This window comes from Streptomyces sp. NPDC004629 (assembly GCF_042873595.1).
Lineage (GTDB): Bacteria > Actinomycetota > Actinomycetes > Streptomycetales > Streptomycetaceae > Streptomyces.
Window position 1 is genome coordinate 136,316 of the sequence record NZ_JBIALO010000015.1, and the last position, 17,310, is coordinate 153,625.

A 17,310-nucleotide genomic window follows, 5' to 3' on the forward strand; every position below is an offset into this window, starting at 1 on the left:
TCTGGCTTGCCTCCATCAGCGGTCACCGCTCAGGGGGACATCAGGACCGAAGAAAGCACTGCCAATTCCCGAGCAGAGTGATCCGGGCTTGATCGCGCCGATCAGGACGCGCTGAAGGTGGACTTGGCCGACGCGCGCGGCATGCTCCTCATTCACCACGATGCCTTCCGCCACAGAGCAGGATCTTTAGCTTGCGAGGGGCCGGGGACCGCAGTCACCCAGCCTTCGCCGAGACCCATGGTCCATTCGACGAACCCGGCGGAGAGGCGTCGGGTTCCGGGAACGGCGTGCCAGGCGATGTGGCCTCCGATCGCGGCCTGGACGCCAGAGTCCAGGCCGCTGACTCCGGAGGACAGGCTGCCGATCGGAAGGTCAGTTGCCGCCACAGCGGCCCCTTCCGGTGCAGGTGCGGGAGCGGACGGCGGCTGGGGTCGCCGACCTGCAAGCTGTTGTGGCCGTGCACCTCGACGTGTGTGTCGTTGTTCTCGGAGCGCTGTGCTGTCCGGGCCGGGTGAAGACGAGTACGTCCTCGTGCTGGACGACCGCGAGGGGGATGCCCTGGCGGCGGGCGTCACGGACGTTCTTCATCTGGAAGAACGAGGGGCGGGTGATCAGCCGGCTGTCGCGGATTCCTGCAAGGAGGGCGACGCAGCGTTCGGCGGGGGTCAGCGCAGCGGCCTGGCCGGAGGCGAGGACGGCGGAGGGCAGGTCGATGAGTTCACCGCCCTGGCGCCAGGGGCGGGTGGTGACGACCACGGTGCCGCCGGGGCGAAGGACGCGTCGGCACTGGGTGAGGATCTCGGTGAAGGCTTCCAGGAGCCGGTCGGTGGAGACGTGGGCAAGGTTGGAGGGGTCGTGGCTGTAGCGGTAGTACTTCTTGACCACACCGCGTTCGCCGGTCTCGCGGGTGGAGCGGACCTGCCCGTGCACCGAGTTCCCGTAGGGCGGTGAGGTGACGACGAGGGCGATCTTGCCGTGATGGCAGTCGTCGATGAGGTGGGTCAGGTGACGGGCGTCGCCGCATGCGACGTGTCCGCTGCCACCTCCGGTTGCCTGCTGGGTGCGGGCGACGTTGGCGCGGGCCAGGTCGGCCCAGCGTGGTTCGTACTCGGTGCCGAGGGCGTGGCGGCCGAGGCGGATGGCCTCAACGAGGGTGGTGCCGATGCCGCACATGGGGTCCAGGACCAGTTCCCCGGGACGGGTGTAGCTGGCGATGGCGTGGGCGGCGATCTGCGGGAGCATCTTGGCCGGGTGAGCGGCGGAGCCGTGCACGTAGCGGTCGGCACGCTGGGCGGGGGCGGATGTGGGGGCGGTGTTCCACACCGAGAGGGGGGACGGCATGGCGGGTCTCCTGTTCCTTGGTCTAGGCATGGGTGATCGCGGACAGTGCGATCAGGTCGCAGTGCGCGACGCCACGGGAGGCGTCCGGGGGCAGCGCGGGTACCAGGCGGTCGCCGGCCGGGTGGCCGTAGACGACCACGATGTGCTGGTCGTCGCGGGACTGCTCGCCGTCTTCTACGTCTACGCCGGCACGCTGAAGGTGATCCGCAGCCGCGATCAACTCCGACCGATGATGGCCTGGGTCGACCGCATACCCCTGCCTGCCCTCAGGGCGCTGGGGACGGTCGAAATACTCGGCGCGACCGGCCTGATCCTGCCGCCGCTGACCGGTATCGCTCCCTCGCTGGCGACGGCCGCGGCCATCGGCTTCGTACTCCTGCAGACCGGCGCGATCGCCGTCCACCTGACTGGCGAAGACCGCCGGATCGCACTCAACGCCGGGCTCACCGTTACCGCGGCCGTGGCCATCTGGCTGGCCACCCGGCTGTGATCGAGCCCAGGCCTCGACCGGTGGATGCGACTACAGGGCCGGCCGCCCCACGACCGCTGTCATTTCTCACGAACATCGAACACGCCGCTATCTACGCGCTGCTCGGCGAGGTGTACATCTGCTGTCGCAATTCGTGAACAGAGCCACCTGCTCAAGGCCCTGTGCGAGGCCGACCCGGACTTCGTCCTGCTGGACGGCACCCTCGCCGAGTGCGACCGCGTCGGTGACGGGCGGGCGGACTACTCGGCCAATCACCGCTGGCACGGCGTGAATGTGCAGGTCGTCACCGACCCCAGCGGCCGACTGCCGTGACTCTTCCCTGCGCTGCCGGGCCATGCCCACGACCTGACCGCCGCCCGTGCCCACCGGATCATCCTTATTTGCGAACGCCGGTGCGACCGGACACGGCCCTGCGCCGGCACCGCACTCTGGTCACACACCGCCGCGCCACCGCGTCCCGCTCCAATCAATGCGGCCGGCCCCGCCCCCAGGGCCCTGGCAAAGTCGTTCTGTAGCCCTGTGGCGTGGGATTTTGCGGGGTGGAAGAGGTGCGCGGGCGTAGTCCAGTCCGGTTGGGTGGAGGTTCCTACGCCTTACCGTCCGAGCAGGGGATGACGCCCGCGCCATGCCATCGTCCCTCATCCCTGCCCCTGCTCGCACGCCTGCCCCGGATCATGAGCTCCTCGTCCAGCTGCTTGCCGGGATACCTGATCCGCGCCGTCGGCGCGGTGTCCGGCACCCGGTGGGTGCTCTGATCGCGGTGGCGGTGTGCGCGGTGGTGGCCGGAGCCCGGGGGTTCACCGCGATCGGGGAGTGGGCCCGGGACGCGGGAAGTGTCGCGCTGGAACGGCTGGGCCTGGAGCGGGGCGGGGTGGACGAATCAACGCTGCGGCGCCTGTTCGCCTGCCTCGACGCGGACCATCTCGATGCGGTGCTGGGAGCCTGGGCCCAGACCAGGACCGCACGTGTCGCGGGCCGCAGGGTGATCGCCATCGACGGCAAGACGGTCCGGGCGCACGCGGCGGCGGCTCCGCGGCCCCGCACCTGGTCGCCGCCCTCGCGCACGGTCCGGGGCGGTGCTCGGCCAGGTCGCGGTGAGCGAGAAGAGCAACGAGATCCCCGCCGCCCGGGAACTGCTTCAACTCTTCGGCCTGGACGGCGTGGTCGTCACGATGGACGCACTGCACACCCAGCACGACACCGCGACCCTGGTGACCAGGGCCGGGGGAGACTACGTCCTGACCGTGAAGGCGAATCAGAAGTCGCTGTACGCACAGCTCAAGGCGCTCCCCTGGACTTCGATACCCGCCGTCACCAGGACGGACCGAGGACATGGACGCCGCGCCACTCGCACGGTCAAGGTCGTCGACGTGCCGGCATGGGTCGGGTTCGCCGGGGCCGGGCAAGTCGCCCAACTGCGGCGCACCGTCACCCGCAAGAGCCGAAGGACCATCGAGATCGTCTACCTGATCACCAGCGCGGACGCCCGCACCGGGCCGCCCGCCGTCCTGGCCGCATGGACGCAGTCGCACTGGGAGATCGAGAACCGCCTGCACCGGGTCCGCGACGTCACCTTCGACGAAGACCGCTCCCAGATCCGCACCGGCAACGCACGCCGCGTCATGGCGGGCCTGCGCAACACCGCGATCACGCTGCTGCGCTTGGACGGACACCACAACATCGCCGCCGCCCTACGGCACCAGGCACACACACGCCACCGACCACACGCCACCGACCACACACCACCGACCATCCTATCAACCTACCCCTGACAGCCTGATCAACAACTTTGCCGGAGCCCTGAGGGTGAAGGAAGCTGCGGCCACCTTCTGGAATCTCCAAGAACGCGGGCACCCGACCCGGCATCCAGCCAGTCTCGACCGCTGGGGCGGACTTCCCGCGCTCCCCATCCGACGCATGAGCAGGCCGGGGCGGCCGGATCACCGGGTAGCTGGGTTCACTCGAAGCAGTTACAGGACACCCTTCAACGCCGATTGATACCGAGCAAACGGACGTCGTAGAAGTCCAGCATCGAGAGGGTGCGCGACCGCGTCCGTTCCTTCATGTAGGGCCAGGAAGCCTCCACCAGGCCGTCGGCGTTCAGGAGCTGTTCGAGCACCTCAAAGTACACGGCACCGCGGACAAGTTCCGAGGAGTGGGACACGATGTGCTCCACGAAGTCCCAGCACCGCTCAAGCAGGTCCGTATCCGGGCTTGCGCTCTTCAACTGCGGCATCAGCACCGGCGCTGTGAAGCATTCGGTCAGCAGCTCGTACAGATCGAGGAGCGCGTCCTGCGTCAGGACGGCCGCTTCCGCAGGTTGGTGGTATTTCTCGGCAATGAACCCGGCGGACTCCGGAATCATTCGCAGCAATAGCGGAGGAACCTCGTCCTCGGGGATCTCCTGGTCGGGGACGCTACTCATGTTTCCTACCTGTGGTGCGGTGGCTGTGATCGTCGGGATAGCTGTGCGCGGCGCCGGGAACACGGCGTCGCTGGTAGACCGCGAGCGTGGAGCGAATCGATGTGATCGCCTTCCGGGTCCGGCCAGAGGTCATACCCACCATGAGGACCAGGGCCAGCTCCGTGAGAACACCCACACCCGCTACACCGCCGTCGCCCGGCTCCATCTCATCCCCGGCCTCGGGCAGAAGAAGCTGGCCAAGCTCACCGCCAAGGACGTCCGTACCTGGCTCAACCAGCTCCGCACCACCTGCCAGTGCTGCTCGCGCGGTATCGACGCCCGGCGGGATCACGCTCCCTGCTGTGCCACCGGCCGGTGCCGCCGCAAGCTGCTCTCGCCGCCGACGCTCACCTACGTCCATGCCGTGCTCAAGTCCGCCCTGGAGCACACCGTTCGCGAGGAGGAGATCCCGCGCAACGTCGCCCGCAACGTCCGCACCGGCACACCCCGTCCCCGACGCTTCGAACCCCTTACCGCCGACGAAGCCCGCCAGTTCCTCAGAGCCGCGCGCGGGCACCGGCTCCATGCCCTGTTCGAGTTGGCGCTCCACACTGGACTCCGCAAAGGTGAACTGCTCTGCCTCCGCTGGGAAGACCTCGATGTCGCCCGAGGCACGGCTGCCGTCCCCCGCACCTTGCAGCGCACGAGCACAGGCGGACTCACCACGTTGCCCACCAAGACCCGAGCCTCCGAGCGCCGCATCGCCCTCCCCGCCCGCTGCCTCCAGTCACTGAGGCACCACCACGAACAGCCGCAGCGCGAGCGTGAGGCCGCAAGCACCACGTGGCGGCGCAAACCCGGGGGCGGGGCGGTCGAGGTGTCATCGGTGGTGTGGCGCGGCGGGGATGTACCCATCTCCGCCGTGCCAGTACTCACCGTCGCCGATACAGGTCCTCTGAGTACCTCAGGAACGATTCTAGCCTTTCCACCATTCCTGAAATTCCCTCCTTACCCCCAGGAGGGGGAGGCATGTATTTCACGAAGCCCTCCATCTCCTCAGGGTACTCAAAGTCCGAATACAACTCCTCAATGGCGTCGAACAATTGCTGCTCGCTCAAGCCTCCCTGATAGAGCCAGGCAAGCGAGAGATAGATCCACACGGCGGACAGCTCGCGGGAGTCACCCAAATCCTCAGGCGAAAGGTCCGGAAGATCCCCGGATCGGATATCCTCCTGGAGAGCGAGCGCCCACCTTTCCTCTACCTCAGCCAGCGGGCGGCCGGCCTGCATTTTGTGCAGGTAAATCTGCACGATGGCAGGATCATCCAACCACCCCCAACGCTTCCCGTAAGCGACTTCCCTGGTCGTCAGATCCACTCGATCCACAATAAAGCTACCGGGGATCTTGAACCTAGCCATCGCGTTCATCGTTTGTTTGGGATTCCGTTCATCGATCCTCCATTTACGAATCTTTGATGAGTGATCAGGTTTCCACTTCCGCCGCGCTCAACTAGCCACTCGAAGCGCCCAGCTTTTCCGTTCATCTCTCCCGGCATCTGCACCAACAAGCGCTCCACTCCATCGCCACCAACAAGTCGAGTGGTTACACCCTTAGTTGCGATATCACCGACAACGAAATCTGCCGCTCTGTGCCCAGCATCCCTCTTCAGCCCGGACCCATACCCCTTGGCATTCTGGATGATTTCCTGCGCTTCCGCAGGGCCGACACCACACCACGGTCCACTGTTGTGAACGAGTACTGGCGTCTCGCCCGCCAGCACATAGTACGTGTGGACGTCCTCGATGGTCAGGTCATGAGTGATCTGCGGCTTGGTGAAGTGGCGCACGGTCGCGACCTCCACCTGGCGTCCGTCACTGGTGCGCAGTGTCATGCCCGGCTGTAGGTCGCCAGCGTCCAGCCAACGTCGCTCCGACGGGGACCAGAACGGGTGCGTGGTCGTAGCGATCAGTGGCTTGTGGACGTCGCCACTCTTTTTGTCCTTTATCGTGAGAGCGATGAAGTCTTTGTCGTCCTTGGTGAGGATGGTTCTGACGACCTCATGAGTGACCGTCTTTCCGGTATCCGGGTCCGTGGCCAGGACCACATCATCGACTGTCACGTCCTCGATGTTCTTATGCGTCCCGTCCGCGAGGAGAACCTGAGTCCCATCCGCAAAACTATGTGTGCATCCCGCTCCCTGCCGAATCTTGTTCAGCGCCGTAGCTGCTTCGCCGGCGAGCAGGATAGGCACAAGTTCTGCTGCTTCTTTCATCGCTTTGTAGGCGCCGGCATCCACGCCGCACTCATGGCTGTGCGTGACGCAATAGGTCGCTGCGATTTCCTTTGCCTTGGCGAAGCTGCCGCCGTTTGCGACGTAGGAAAACGCCTTACGGCATGCAGTACGCCCGAAGCACGCCATCGCTGTCCGGTCACCGTCGCCGACCTGGGCGTCCCAGTAGCCGCCGTACTGGGTGGTGCCACCCATGTCGAACCAGACGATACGAAATCGGTCTTCGTTCCAGCCGTTTTCAGGGCGCGGCAGATAGGACATCAACTCTGACTTGGTCGTGGTGGTTCGACCGGTACTGCTGGCGCTGTTCTTGCTGCAGGTGTAGTAGCAGCCGCTGGGTCCGGTGCCGCCGCGGGGAACTCCGACGTTGCTGCCGTGGTTTCCGGAACGGGGGTGGGGTTCGCTGTGGCCGGTGCCGTCGTCAATCCACGTGCCTGCTGGGTCACTGAGGGTGACGGGGTTGTTGTCGGCGTAGGCGTAGCCATTGATGGACTGTGGGTCGGAGAGGTCCATGAGCGGGTCGACGCTGATGAACCGGCCTGTGGTGGGGTCGTATTCGCGTGCTCCGAGGTGGGTGAGGCCGGTGGTGGCGGTGTCGTCGGTGCCTCCGATGTAGCCCTTGGTGCCTGGCCAGGTGCCGGTGCTGTTGCCCCGGTTACCGCCGAAGGGCAGGGTGCGGCGCTGAGAGAGTGCCAGGTCGGCGACGCCGATAGCGAGTTGGCCGGTGCCGAGGTGGTCGGCGACGGTGATGGTGATCTTGCCGTCGTCCGACTGGACGGCCTGGCTTCCGCTGCCGAGGTCGATGTAGCGGGTGGCCTTGGGTGTCGTTGCTCCCTTGGCCAGGACGAGTTCGGTGTTTCCGATGTAAAGGGTGGTCTCGTTCGGGCCGCGGGCGATGAGGCGGTTGCCGTCCGCGTCGTAGATGTATTCGGTGACCTCGTCGGGCTTGTTGGGCACGGGCTGGGTCACCTTGGCGAGTCTGCCTTCGGCGTCCCAGTCCAGGCCCTGGGTGTCGCCGGAGATCGTCCGGCCGGTGGTGTTGCCGGTGAGGTCGTAGGAGTAGGCGGTCTTGGCGGTACCCGTCGGGCCGCTTTGGTTGACTTCCGTCAGGGTGTGGGGCTGCGCGGTGCCGGGCGGCGGGTAGGTGTAGGTCCGCTGGACGTCCTTGCTGGTGTCACCGGCGATGTCATGGAGTGTTTCGGTCTTGCGGCCGCCGGTCTTGTCATAGGTGTAGGAGTGCCAGTACGGCGCGACGGTGCCCAGCGAACCGGCCCGTGGGGCTGTCTCGCAGCTGGTGTCGCCTTCGGTCCATGCCTCAGTCAGACAGCGCAGGTAGTCGTAGGTGAAGCACTGGTTGTCGGTTCCGGCGCGGGAGACGTCGGTGACGGACAGGACGTTGCCCGTCTGGTCATAGTGGTAGGTGTTCTGCCGGTCGACGCCCGCGACGCCGTAGCGGTCGACGCGGGAGGTGGCCAGGCGCTGGGTGCCCCATTCGTAGGTGTTGGTGACCCAGGCTTCCTTCGCTCCGCTCGCGGTGGAGTGGTAGCTGTATTGGAGCGGCTTGCCGGTCAGTGAGTAGCTGGTGACGTCTGTCTGGAAGCCGTCGCCGAGGAGGGTGATCGGGCGGAGGGTGTCATCGTAGGTGTAGGCGTAGCCGCCGCCGGGAAGGGAGCCTGCCGCGGAGTAGGACACACCGGCGACCAGGCCGGAGGGCTTGTAGCTGGTGCCGGCCTGGTAGGTGCCGGCCAGGCCCTTGTTCTCAGTGGTGTCCGGGATCGTGACGGAGGTGCGCTGGGGCCGGTAGAGCCGGTCGTACAGTGTGACCTTGCTCGTATAGGCCGCGCCGTTCACGTAGCGGGTGGCGGAGGCCGGCTGTCCCTTTGCGCCGGCGACCGTGTCGTAGGTCCATGCGGCGCGCAGCAGGCCGGTGGCGTTCTTCTCCCGCAGTTCGGTCTGGCGTCCGAGTTGGTCGTAGGCGTGGTAAAGGACCGTGTCGCCGGGGTTTTTGGTGGTGGTTGTGGTGGTGGTGATGCGGCCGCGGTCGTCGTATCTGGTGTCGGTGGCTCCCTTGTCCGGGGCGACGGTCCTGGTCTGACGGCCGAGCAGGTCGTACTCGTAGGTCCACGCGTTGCCGGCCGGGTCGGTGACCTTCGTCATATGGTCGGCGAGGTCGTACTTGTAGCTGGTGGTGTCGTAGGCGGCGCTGGCGCTGCGGGTGTGGTGCTGGCGCAGTTCGGTGGTCTGCCCGCGCACGTCGGTGAGCGTGGTGGTGGCGGTGCCGCCCTGGGGTGGGATGACGGTGGTGCGGTCGCCGCCGTAGATGGTCTGGGTGATGCCCAGGACTGTGCCGCCGTCGCCGTTGCCGGCGATGTTCCTGGACTCGGTTTCCCGGCCCAGGCCGTCGTAGGTGTGCCAGGTCTGCGTCTCCACGCTCAGGGCCTTGGCGGGCGGGAACAGTACGCGGCTGGGTGCGGTGGCGGTGTAGTAGGTGGCGAAGGTTTTGGCGACCTGGCCGCGTTCGTCGTAGAACGTGTCGGCGATGAGGCTGCCGCCGTTCGGCCCGGTGTCCTGGGTCTGGCGGGCGCGCAGCAGCCCGTCGTAGAGCGTGTAGGACGGGATCTGGCCGCCGTTGTTGTTCAGCGTCAGGGTGCGTACCGTGGCTGGTTTGCTGTCCTCGATGAAGTAGTCGAAGTCGTAGGTCGGGGCCTGGTCGGTCTTGCGGTCGGCGAGCCAGATCTTGTCGCTGCGTCCAAGCGCGTCATAGGTGTAGGCCGTGACCTTGCCGTTGGTGTCCTCCTCCGCTGTGGGCTGGCCGCGCAGGGGGTCGAGGGTGGATGTGGTGGTCTGTGCGGTGGTCGTGTCGGCGGCCTGGGCCGGTGGAGTCTTGGTGGTGACGGTGGTGGGGAAGCCGGTGGCCGGCGTGTAGGTCGTGGTGCTGGTCAGGCCGTCTGTGCGCGTACTGCGGACGGGTGTGCCGGCTTCAGTGGCGGTGACGTCCGCGGTCAGGTCGGTGACGGTCAGCGGCCGCCCGTAGGAGTCGTAGGTGGTACCGGTCTCCAGGTAGGTGGCCGTGGTGCCATTGTGTTTGCTGAGGGTGGCGGTTGCGGTGATGTCGCCCTTCGTGGGCGCGCTGTTGTAGGCGCCGCCGTCGTAGGCGGTGCGTACGTCCGACAGGACGTCCTTGGCCCGGTCCGGGGTGGTCGTGCAGTCTGCGCCCACTGTCTCCGTGCGGGAGACGAGCGTGAGTATGTTGGCGCTGGTGTTGGTGGCGTAGGTGATGCGGGTGCAGGTGTTGTCGGCGACCCCAGTCTCGCCGTTGTCGGCGGTCTGGGTGAGTCTGCCGGCGACCGTGTCGTACTTCATGGACTTGGAGGCGATGCGCCAGTCGGTGCCCGCGCCGTTGTCCAGCGAGGTGAACGTCTGAGTGTTCGCGGTGCCGGTGAAGTTGGATGTCACCGTGCCCCAGGACCGCACCTTCTTGCCGGTCTCGTAGTGCCAGGGCCGGTTGACGGTCTTTGCCAGCACCTTGCCGCCGGGACCGGAGTAGGTCTCCGTCCGGTACTGGAAACCGGCCGCGGACTCGTGGTCGGCGATCGGGTCGCCTTCACCGGCCCCCAGCGTGACATTGACGGTTTTGGTGCCGCCGGAGGAGTCCTTGCGGTCGCCGTCCATACCGCGCAGGAAGTAGCTGTCCTGCTGGGTTTTCATGGCGGCGCTGCCGCCCTGGCCGCCGGTTTTGACCCGGACGTGGCCGTAGCCGCGCCACTGCGACCAGGTCTTGTTCTTCTCCTTGGTCAGGCCGTCGTCATCGTCGTAGTGCCAGGCCCCGCCGTCGAGATACTCGTAGGCGGTGACGGCGTCCGGGGCACCGCCGGTGCGGTCGGTGGCGGTGACGGAGGTGACGACGTACTTGTTGAACCAGTGCCGCTCGGGATCTTCGGTGTCCGTGCCGCCCAGCATCTGCGGGAAGCAGCGGGTGGTGTTGGTTTCGGGTGTCGGCAGGCTGTCCGCCTTGCAGGCCGGCTCCGAATAGTTGACGTCCGTCTCGCCGCCGTACTCGTCGCTGATCGTGGACAGCCGTGCCTTGACGAAGGGTGCGTAGCCGTCGCCGGTCTTGTCCAGCCGGTTCTCCAACTGGGTGTAGGCGAACGTAGTCGGCGGCAGAGTGATCGGGGTGGCGGCGGTGTGGCCGGTGTGCTGCACCGAATCGAGGAGCAACTGGTAGTCGACGTCCGCCTGGCCCCAGCGGTGGGTCAGCTTCCAGGAGTCGACCGGGCTGTAGGCACCTGCGTTGAGGACCTGGGTGGAGATGCCCGTGAGGCGCTTACGGGTCCAGAACGTCGGCGAGTAGCTCGCGTCACAGTCCGTGTCCGCCTCGCAGTTCATGTCCCACGGCGTGTCGTACCAGTAGAACGCGTCCTTGGAGATGGACGAGCAGTCCGTCGCGCTGTCGGGCAGGCACCGCTCGGAACTGGTGAAGTCGACCTTGGCCAGCGGCTTGGCGCTGTAGACCTGGTCCCATCGCACGCCGTACTCGATACGGTCGAGGTAACCGCCGCGCGTGTAGCGGGTGTCGTCTGTCTTCTTGAGGTTCCGCCCGTAGGAGTTCTCTTCCTTGTCGTAGTAGTAGGCGATGGCGTTGCCGTGCGTGCCAATGACATAGTCGAGGTTCCACCGCCAGGCCTGCCGGCACCAGGAGTCGGCAAAGGCAGCGGCGTGGCAGGGCTCGCCGGCGTCATTGCCGTAGACAGGGACGGTCCAGGTGGAGTCGGTGGTTTCCTTGCCCGCCGCCCAGCCTTCCAGCCGGTTGTAGCCGAAGTAGTACCGGGTGCCGTCCGCGGTCGTGACACGCCAGTACTCATTGTCATCGTCGCCGTTGCCGCGGGCCGTCTCCGTCAGCCGCGCGACGCGCGTGCCGTCATCGTCCTTCAGCCGCCACTCGTCATCGCCGACCGGGACGAGTTCGCCGCTCTTGCCGTTCAACGAGATGTAGGCGTTGTCGTAACCCCAGCACAGATCGCCCGGCTTGCTGACACCGTTGTCCGCTTTCTGCCCGTCATCCGCGCACGGCTTGTAGCGGCGCTCGATGAAACCCGGCGAAAGATCGAACCCGTCACCGACCCACGAGGACTGGTTGTTACTGTTCCCGGTGCGCCCGTCGATCCCTCCGGAGGAGTACGACAGCCCCACGCTCGGCGACAGGCCGCCCGGGACCGCCGGTACCGGAATGCCGTAGGACCAGCCGAAGGAACCGGAGTTCAGACTGGTGCTCCAGGTCGACGACGCCGACAGCGGAGTCGCCTTGTAGTCACCGGTCTTCCCCGAGTCGTCGGCAACCACGGCCAGCACCGTCGGGCTGCCGGGCCTGACGGACACAGCAGACGCGGTGAGTGTCTGTGCCTCGGTGTCGTTGTCCGAAGCTACGGGTGCAGTGGTGCGGCAGGCGTCCTTGGCAGGTGAGGTCAGCACGCAGGCGGGCAACTCGACCAAGGTGAGGCGGGAAGCGTAGGAGCCACCGAATGCCTGCGCGAAGGACGAGTAGTCGACGGTGGCGCCGACCGAGCCCGCCGCGTCCTGGTCCTGGGCCTCAAGAGTGACCAGCAGCCCGTCGATGCCTGCCTTCCGGGACGCGTCCTGGCCCAGCACACGGGCCTCGACGTGACCGCCGGTGGCGGACTTCACCCGCTTCGCGGGGGTGGTCAGTTCCAGTGGCAGCCCCTTGGCCTTTACCGGATCACCCGCCTTGGCCTGCGGCTCCTTCAACGCCACCACGGCGGAGCCGGTCGCAGGCCACGCTGCCTTCGGCGCCTCGTGTGGCGTACGCGGGCCTTTCATGACCTTGCGGGGCTTGGCCTTGATGGCAGCGCCGGCAGTGACCGGCTTGTCCGGGTCCGTTACCGCCGGGCGGCCCCTGCCCGCCGCATCAGCGACGGGCGCGGAGGCCACCGCCTGCAACAGTGTGGCGATCAGGACTGCCGAGACGCCCAGCGCGACTCTTCGCCGCTGGACGGCAGCGCGGCGTGCTCGCGATATGCCGTACATGCTGGATCCGATCCTCATCAACAGGCGCTCACCCAGGGGTGGACGCGGGACATAAGACGGGGAGAAGGAAGGGGGCTGCGCCGGGTTCCGGGCCGGGCGCACCCTGTGGTTTTCGGTCAGCCGCCGGGGACTTCGGTGGGCACGTCGAACCAGTTGGTGGCCAACTCGGCGATCTGGGCGTCGGTCAGTGCGCCCTGGAACGTCCATACGTCGTCCACCAGGCCGGGGAAGTAGCCGCCGGCGCTGCTGCCGGTGCCGCTGCGGCCGATCTGCAACGACGTGGCCTTGAACGACAGCACGTTCTCCGCCCAGGAAACCTGATCCGTGCAGGTGCTGCTGTCACTCGTGCCATCGCCGTCGGCGTCCGTGCAGGCGACTTCGGCCAGGCTTCCGTTGACGTAGAGGCGGGCCTCCTTGGTGAAGCCGTCGTAGACCAGGGCCAGGTGGTTCCACTCGCGGGCGTCATAGAACCCGCTGTTGTCGACCTGCACCACGGTGGCATCCGCCGTGTCCTTGTCCGCCACGGACAGTTGCCAGCGCCCAGGGCTGTTCTCCGGATCGGTGGCATCCGGCACGAACCGGACCGTGAAGGCGCTGCGCGCGCTGCCCTCCGCGCCGGCCAGGGCCACCGCGCCATCGGGCATCGCCGCGGCCTGCGCCCAGGCCGTCAGCGTGAAGCTGCCGGAGGTGTCCACCGGCATGCTCTTGGCGGAGGCGTAGCCGGTGATGCCGTCGAGTTCCATGGCACCGAAGTCGATGAATCCCGCGTCCGACTTCTTGGCGCCACCGTTCAGCGTGAGGACGTTGCCGGTGCCTGCGGCATCCGGGACAGTCACCGGAGCCGTACCGGCGGTCTCCTCGAACTTCCAGCGGCTCTTGACCAATGGGCGCTGTTGGAACATCTGCTGCACCTCGACCGCGGAAACCGGCCGGTCCAGCACCCGGACGTCGTCGACCGTGCCGGGGAAGAAGTACTGCGTCGCTCCGCCGAAGTTCCCTGTACCGATGTACATCGACTCGGCCGCATAAAAGGGGCTGGTCTGTGTGACCGAACCGGCCTTGACCCCGTTCACATACAGCGTGAGCGTGTCGCCCTCGGTGTCGTGCACGCCGACCAGATGCGTCCACTCCCCGGCCCGCGCCTTCGTACCGGAGGCCGGGAGTGCGCGGACGATGCTCGCATCCGTTGTGTCCGCCGTGTACTGGGCGAATGTCCACTGCTGCGAGGCGGCGGAGTAGTACAGCTCCATCCCGGGCCGTTCCTTGCCGGCCTGCGTCACGACCACGCCGCTTTCAGCAGCCAGGCTGTCCAGTTTGGCCCAGGCGGAGACAGTGAAGCTCCGGAAGGTGTTGATGTGCGGGGCGCTGGTCCGGCCGATCTTCCCGTAGCCGGTCGCGCCGTCGAAGTGCGTGGCTTTCCCCGCCATACCCGGTACTCCTGTGGTGACGGCACCGTGGTATTCCGCCGGGAAGACTCCGCCGTAGCCGGCGATCTCGGTGGCGTCGGGTTCCTCGTCCAGGTGGAACACCGCGGTCGCGGGCGGCCCCGGGTCTCCGACGGTCTCCTTCGCGTACAACGCGCTGACCTCGTTGCCGGCGAGCGGTCGGCTGAAGATCTGCACTTCGTCGATGGCACCGGGGAGGAAGTTGCCCGGCGTCCCGCTGTAGGAGCCGGCGCCCAGCCTCAGACCACGGCGAGCGTTCCACGGGGTGGACCAGCTCTTCTCGCCGACCAGTTGTCCGTCGACATACAGTCGCAGCAGGTCAAGGGTCGCATCGTAAGAGCCTGCGACGTGCGTCCACTTGCCCACCGTGATCGGTGCGGGCGTAGCGGCCTTGGCCATGACCGAGGTGGCATCAGCGGAGTCCGCGGAATGCTGGTTGAACACCCAGCCGTAGGTCAGGGAGTAGTAGAGCTCGAAGCCCGCCATCACGTTGCCGGGCTGGGTGGCCACCACCGCCGAACGGGTGGGCTGCTGGTCGAACTTCACCCACGAGGACACGGTGAAGCCCTGGGTGGAATTGACCGGGGAGAGGTCCGTGTCGGCGTAGCCGTCCGTACCGTTGAACCGCACCGCCGTGCCCGTGACTCCCTCCACTCCGGATGTGGTGCCGCCCAGCAGTTTCAGTGTGCGCGGCGGAGTGGAGCCGGTCGCCTTGCTCGCGCCGGCGTCTTCGTCCAGCTGCCAGGTCGCACGGTCGGGCTGTCCGGCCTTCACCCGGTAGAAGTAAGTATGGGTCTCACTGCCGTTACCCGCCGAGTCGAATGCCTTTGCCGTGATGAAGTTGATGCCTGGCTTGGAAGGGAGCACTTTGGCGATCTGCGGAGCCCCGCCCGACGTCTTGATCGTGTTATCCGGGCTCGGATCGCCGTTGATGCCGTACCAGTACGTCGTCACATCCGAGTTCACCGCGTCGATGGTGAACGAACCGTACTGTCCGACCCCGTCATACCAGGGACCATCGGGATCCGCCGGGTCCGATTCCGGATACTCGCCCGAGCTGATCCTCGGCGCCGCGGGCGCGTTCTTGTCATAGACGAAGTAACACGCTGTTGCGTCTCCCGCATACGACCACGGCGAGTACTGCGCCCCGTCATAAGCGCGGGCATACCAGTTGATCGACTTGCCCTCCGGGATTGTCGACGGCAGGCTGATCTTGAAAGTCGACCCTGACGCCTTGAACGATGTCCGCGCGGGGCTCCATGTACCGCCGTCCCATTTCGCCTGGAACTGCACCGCGACGCTGTCCCCGTCCGGGTCGGTGACATTGTTCGCATAGATCAGGCCGAGGCTCCGCACCCGGGCGGCCGACGACGGCTTCTTGCAGGTGCCGCCGTAGACCATCGTCAACTGCGACATCCTGATCTGAGCCGGCGGACGGTTGTACTTCACCCGCAGGAACGCCTTGTCCGAAAACCGCTTCCACGCATCGGCGTCTTCCTCGTTGGCCGCCCTCAGGCCGAACGTCATCGTGGAGTCCTTGCTGTTCGCAGCCGCCTGCACCGCGGACTTGACATTGAACTCGGCGTCCTTGGCCGCACAGCCCGAATATCCGTACGCGAACGACTCCGACGCCAGCTGTTTGATCCAGAAGCCGGCTGCCTTCTGACTGTTCCACGTAGTCGACGAGGAGATGTCCTTCGTCTGCCACAGCTCCACCGTCCGCGCGTCACAGGACGCCGACCAGGTGTTACGCACCACGAATTCCGCCGACAGGATCGACCGCCCCGCGAACGCGGACACCGGAATGCGGTAGAAAAGGCGCTTGGTGTCGTTCGGCTTGCAGTACGACCAGTTGCAGTAACCCATTCCGGCGTCGGATTCCCCGTTGAACTTCCACTGCGGCGACGACGCCCAGTACTCCGACGCCATCGTCCACGCCGACGCCCGAGGCGAATACCACTGCGGGTCGATGTACACGGGATAGGTGGTGTCCTCGCCCTTCAGCACACCGGCATCCGGAGTCAGCACCACCTCCTTCTGCCCGGCAGACACCTCCACCTCCACCGGCGCCAGCTTGCCCGACTCCCCCGCACCCGGCTGCCCCGCCGCGTCCTCAGCCGCCTGCAGTCCGGCCGGCTTACCAGGCGCCGCTGTCGACGACCGTGCCGTGCCCGCAGCCCCCGAACCCGGGCTGGAGTCCCACATCATCGGCTTCGGCGCCTCGAAAACAGCGCCCTGGGCCCCCGCGTCGAGCGCCTGCAGGCCACCGTCCGGAGTCTCTTCGACGGACAGGCCCTGCGCCGACAGCTTCAGCCGCAGCTCGGCCAGTTCAGGACTCGCCGCGGCTGCGGCCGTCTTCACCACCAGCAGCTGGGTGAAACCGTCCGCCTGGGCCGTCATCCGCAGATCCACGTCCGGAAGCACCGACCGATAGGTCGCCACCGCCCCCGTAACCTCGGGCTCGGGCAGCGGGGTGGGCCACGACAGGCTCAGCTCCCGCCCCGCACGCCACACCCGCACCAACGGGGCCGCGCCGCCGCCGGAGAACTCCACCCCCATCGTCGACACCTTGGGAGCGACCCTGCCCGACCCGGTCACCACCAGGTCAGAGTCGATGCGCTGCCAGCCACCCGCCACGCGGGCCCAGACCGGACGCACATACTCACGCGCCTCCAGGTTGCCGTCCGGCATCGCGAAGACCTCACTGGCCTCACCGCGCAGCGCCGCAACCTCCACCGGCTCACCGGACTTCGCAGCCTTCGCCAGCGCATCAGCCTCCGACAGGCCACCGGCATCATCGGCCGGTGACGCGCTCCGCAGGCCCGGCGAGGCCGCCGCATCGGCCGACGCACTGGTGGCCAGCGCAGGCACTGACCCGACAGCCAGGACCAAACCCAGCAGAACCCCGATCGCCCTGGGTCCGCCCCTTAACCGGCTCCACATTCCCGCCACACCCTGCCCACAGAGGCCTCACAGCTGACTGCAGTAACCAACCCCGCACACCAACAGCAGGTCAACAGACAGGAAAGCATCGATGACGTGACAAGTCTGGCTTCGCACTTGTGGTGATCGTTACGTTTACCGGTGATTGCACGGACTTTGTTAATCATCAAGCAAAGAAGTGCACCCAGTTGTCCCCCGACCGTCAACTTCTACCGCCAGGCACCTTCCACCTTCCAAATGTGGTCATTGGGTTTGATCCGGGCAATCATGAAATCCGGGTGCTGACGGGAGAGACGGGGATGGTTCATCCACTCATGCCGCGACATTCACCTTGGCGGACAAGCCACGAATCACG

8 protein-coding genes and 3 pseudogenes are annotated in these 17,310 nt (G+C 66.6%); 5 read left to right on the forward strand and 6 right to left on the reverse strand.

Going from position 1 to position 17,310, the window contains the following annotated elements; translation table 11 throughout:
* Positions 1 to 15 precede the first annotated feature (15 nt).
* Together ACFYTE_RS23675 and ACFYTE_RS23680 are read right to left on the reverse strand one after the other, a co-directional pair.
* The gene (locus ACFYTE_RS23675; protein ID WP_388713727.1) at positions 16 to 174 is read right to left on the reverse strand and encodes a hypothetical protein; all 159 of its coding nucleotides are present in this window, start codon (positions 172 to 174) and stop codon (positions 16 to 18) included.
* A gap of 198 nt (positions 175 to 372) precedes the next feature.
* Positions 373 to 1,341: a TRM11 family SAM-dependent methyltransferase gene (locus tag ACFYTE_RS23680; protein WP_388713730.1), complete on the reverse strand. Its 969-nt coding sequence runs from the start codon at positions 1,339 to 1,341 to the stop codon at positions 373 to 375.
* A 142-nt stretch (positions 1,342 to 1,483) separates the two neighbouring features.
* Here ACFYTE_RS23680 and ACFYTE_RS23685 point away from each other — a divergent pair, with 142 nt between their 5' ends.
* From ACFYTE_RS23685 to ACFYTE_RS23700, 4 genes and pseudogenes are all read left to right on the forward strand, one after another.
* Positions 1,484 to 1,831: a DoxX family protein gene (locus tag ACFYTE_RS23685; protein WP_388713892.1), complete on the forward strand. Its 348-nt coding sequence runs from the start codon at positions 1,484 to 1,486 to the stop codon at positions 1,829 to 1,831.
* Positions 1,832 to 1,978: 147 nt separating this feature from the next.
* Positions 1,979 to 2,224 (forward strand): annotated as a pseudogene (locus tag ACFYTE_RS23690) (transposase); the annotation flags it as partial.
* Between the two features lie 232 nt (positions 2,225 to 2,456).
* Positions 2,457 to 2,720: pseudogene (locus tag ACFYTE_RS23695) on the forward strand (transposase family protein); the annotation flags it as partial.
* A gap of 187 nt (positions 2,721 to 2,907) precedes the next feature.
* Positions 2,908 to 3,603 (forward strand): ISAs1 family transposase, encoded by a 696-nt coding sequence (locus ACFYTE_RS23700; RefSeq protein ID WP_388713732.1) that lies wholly within the window; start codon positions 2,908 to 2,910, stop codon positions 3,601 to 3,603.
* A gap of 212 nt (positions 3,604 to 3,815) precedes the next feature.
* On the opposite strand, the gene ACFYTE_RS23705 is transcribed toward ACFYTE_RS23700, so the two are convergent.
* Positions 3,816 to 4,256, reverse strand: a complete 441-nt coding sequence (locus tag ACFYTE_RS23705; RefSeq protein ID WP_388713734.1) for a hypothetical protein — start codon at positions 4,254 to 4,256, stop codon at positions 3,816 to 3,818.
* A 157-nt stretch (positions 4,257 to 4,413) separates the two neighbouring features.
* Between ACFYTE_RS23705 and ACFYTE_RS23710 the strand changes: the two are divergent.
* A pseudogene (locus ACFYTE_RS23710) lies at positions 4,414 to 5,085 on the forward strand (tyrosine-type recombinase/integrase); the annotation flags it as partial.
* Between the two features lie 82 nt (positions 5,086 to 5,167).
* On the opposite strand, the gene ACFYTE_RS23715 reads toward ACFYTE_RS23710, so the two are convergent.
* From ACFYTE_RS23715 to ACFYTE_RS23725, 3 genes are all read right to left on the reverse strand, one after another.
* Positions 5,168 to 5,653, reverse strand: coding sequence for a DUF2247 family protein (locus ACFYTE_RS23715; protein ID WP_388713737.1), 486 nt, complete (start codon positions 5,651 to 5,653; stop codon positions 5,168 to 5,170).
* A gap of 5 nt (positions 5,654 to 5,658) precedes the next feature.
* Positions 5,659 to 12,567, reverse strand: a complete 6,909-nt coding sequence (locus ACFYTE_RS23720; protein ID WP_388713740.1) for a polymorphic toxin-type HINT domain-containing protein — start codon at positions 12,565 to 12,567, stop codon at positions 5,659 to 5,661.
* 116 nt (positions 12,568 to 12,683) lie between these two features.
* Positions 12,684 to 16,955 (reverse strand): LamG-like jellyroll fold domain-containing protein, encoded by a 4,272-nt coding sequence (locus ACFYTE_RS23725; RefSeq protein ID WP_388713743.1) that lies wholly within the window; start codon positions 16,953 to 16,955, stop codon positions 12,684 to 12,686.
* Positions 16,956 to 17,310: the final 355 nt, after the last annotated feature.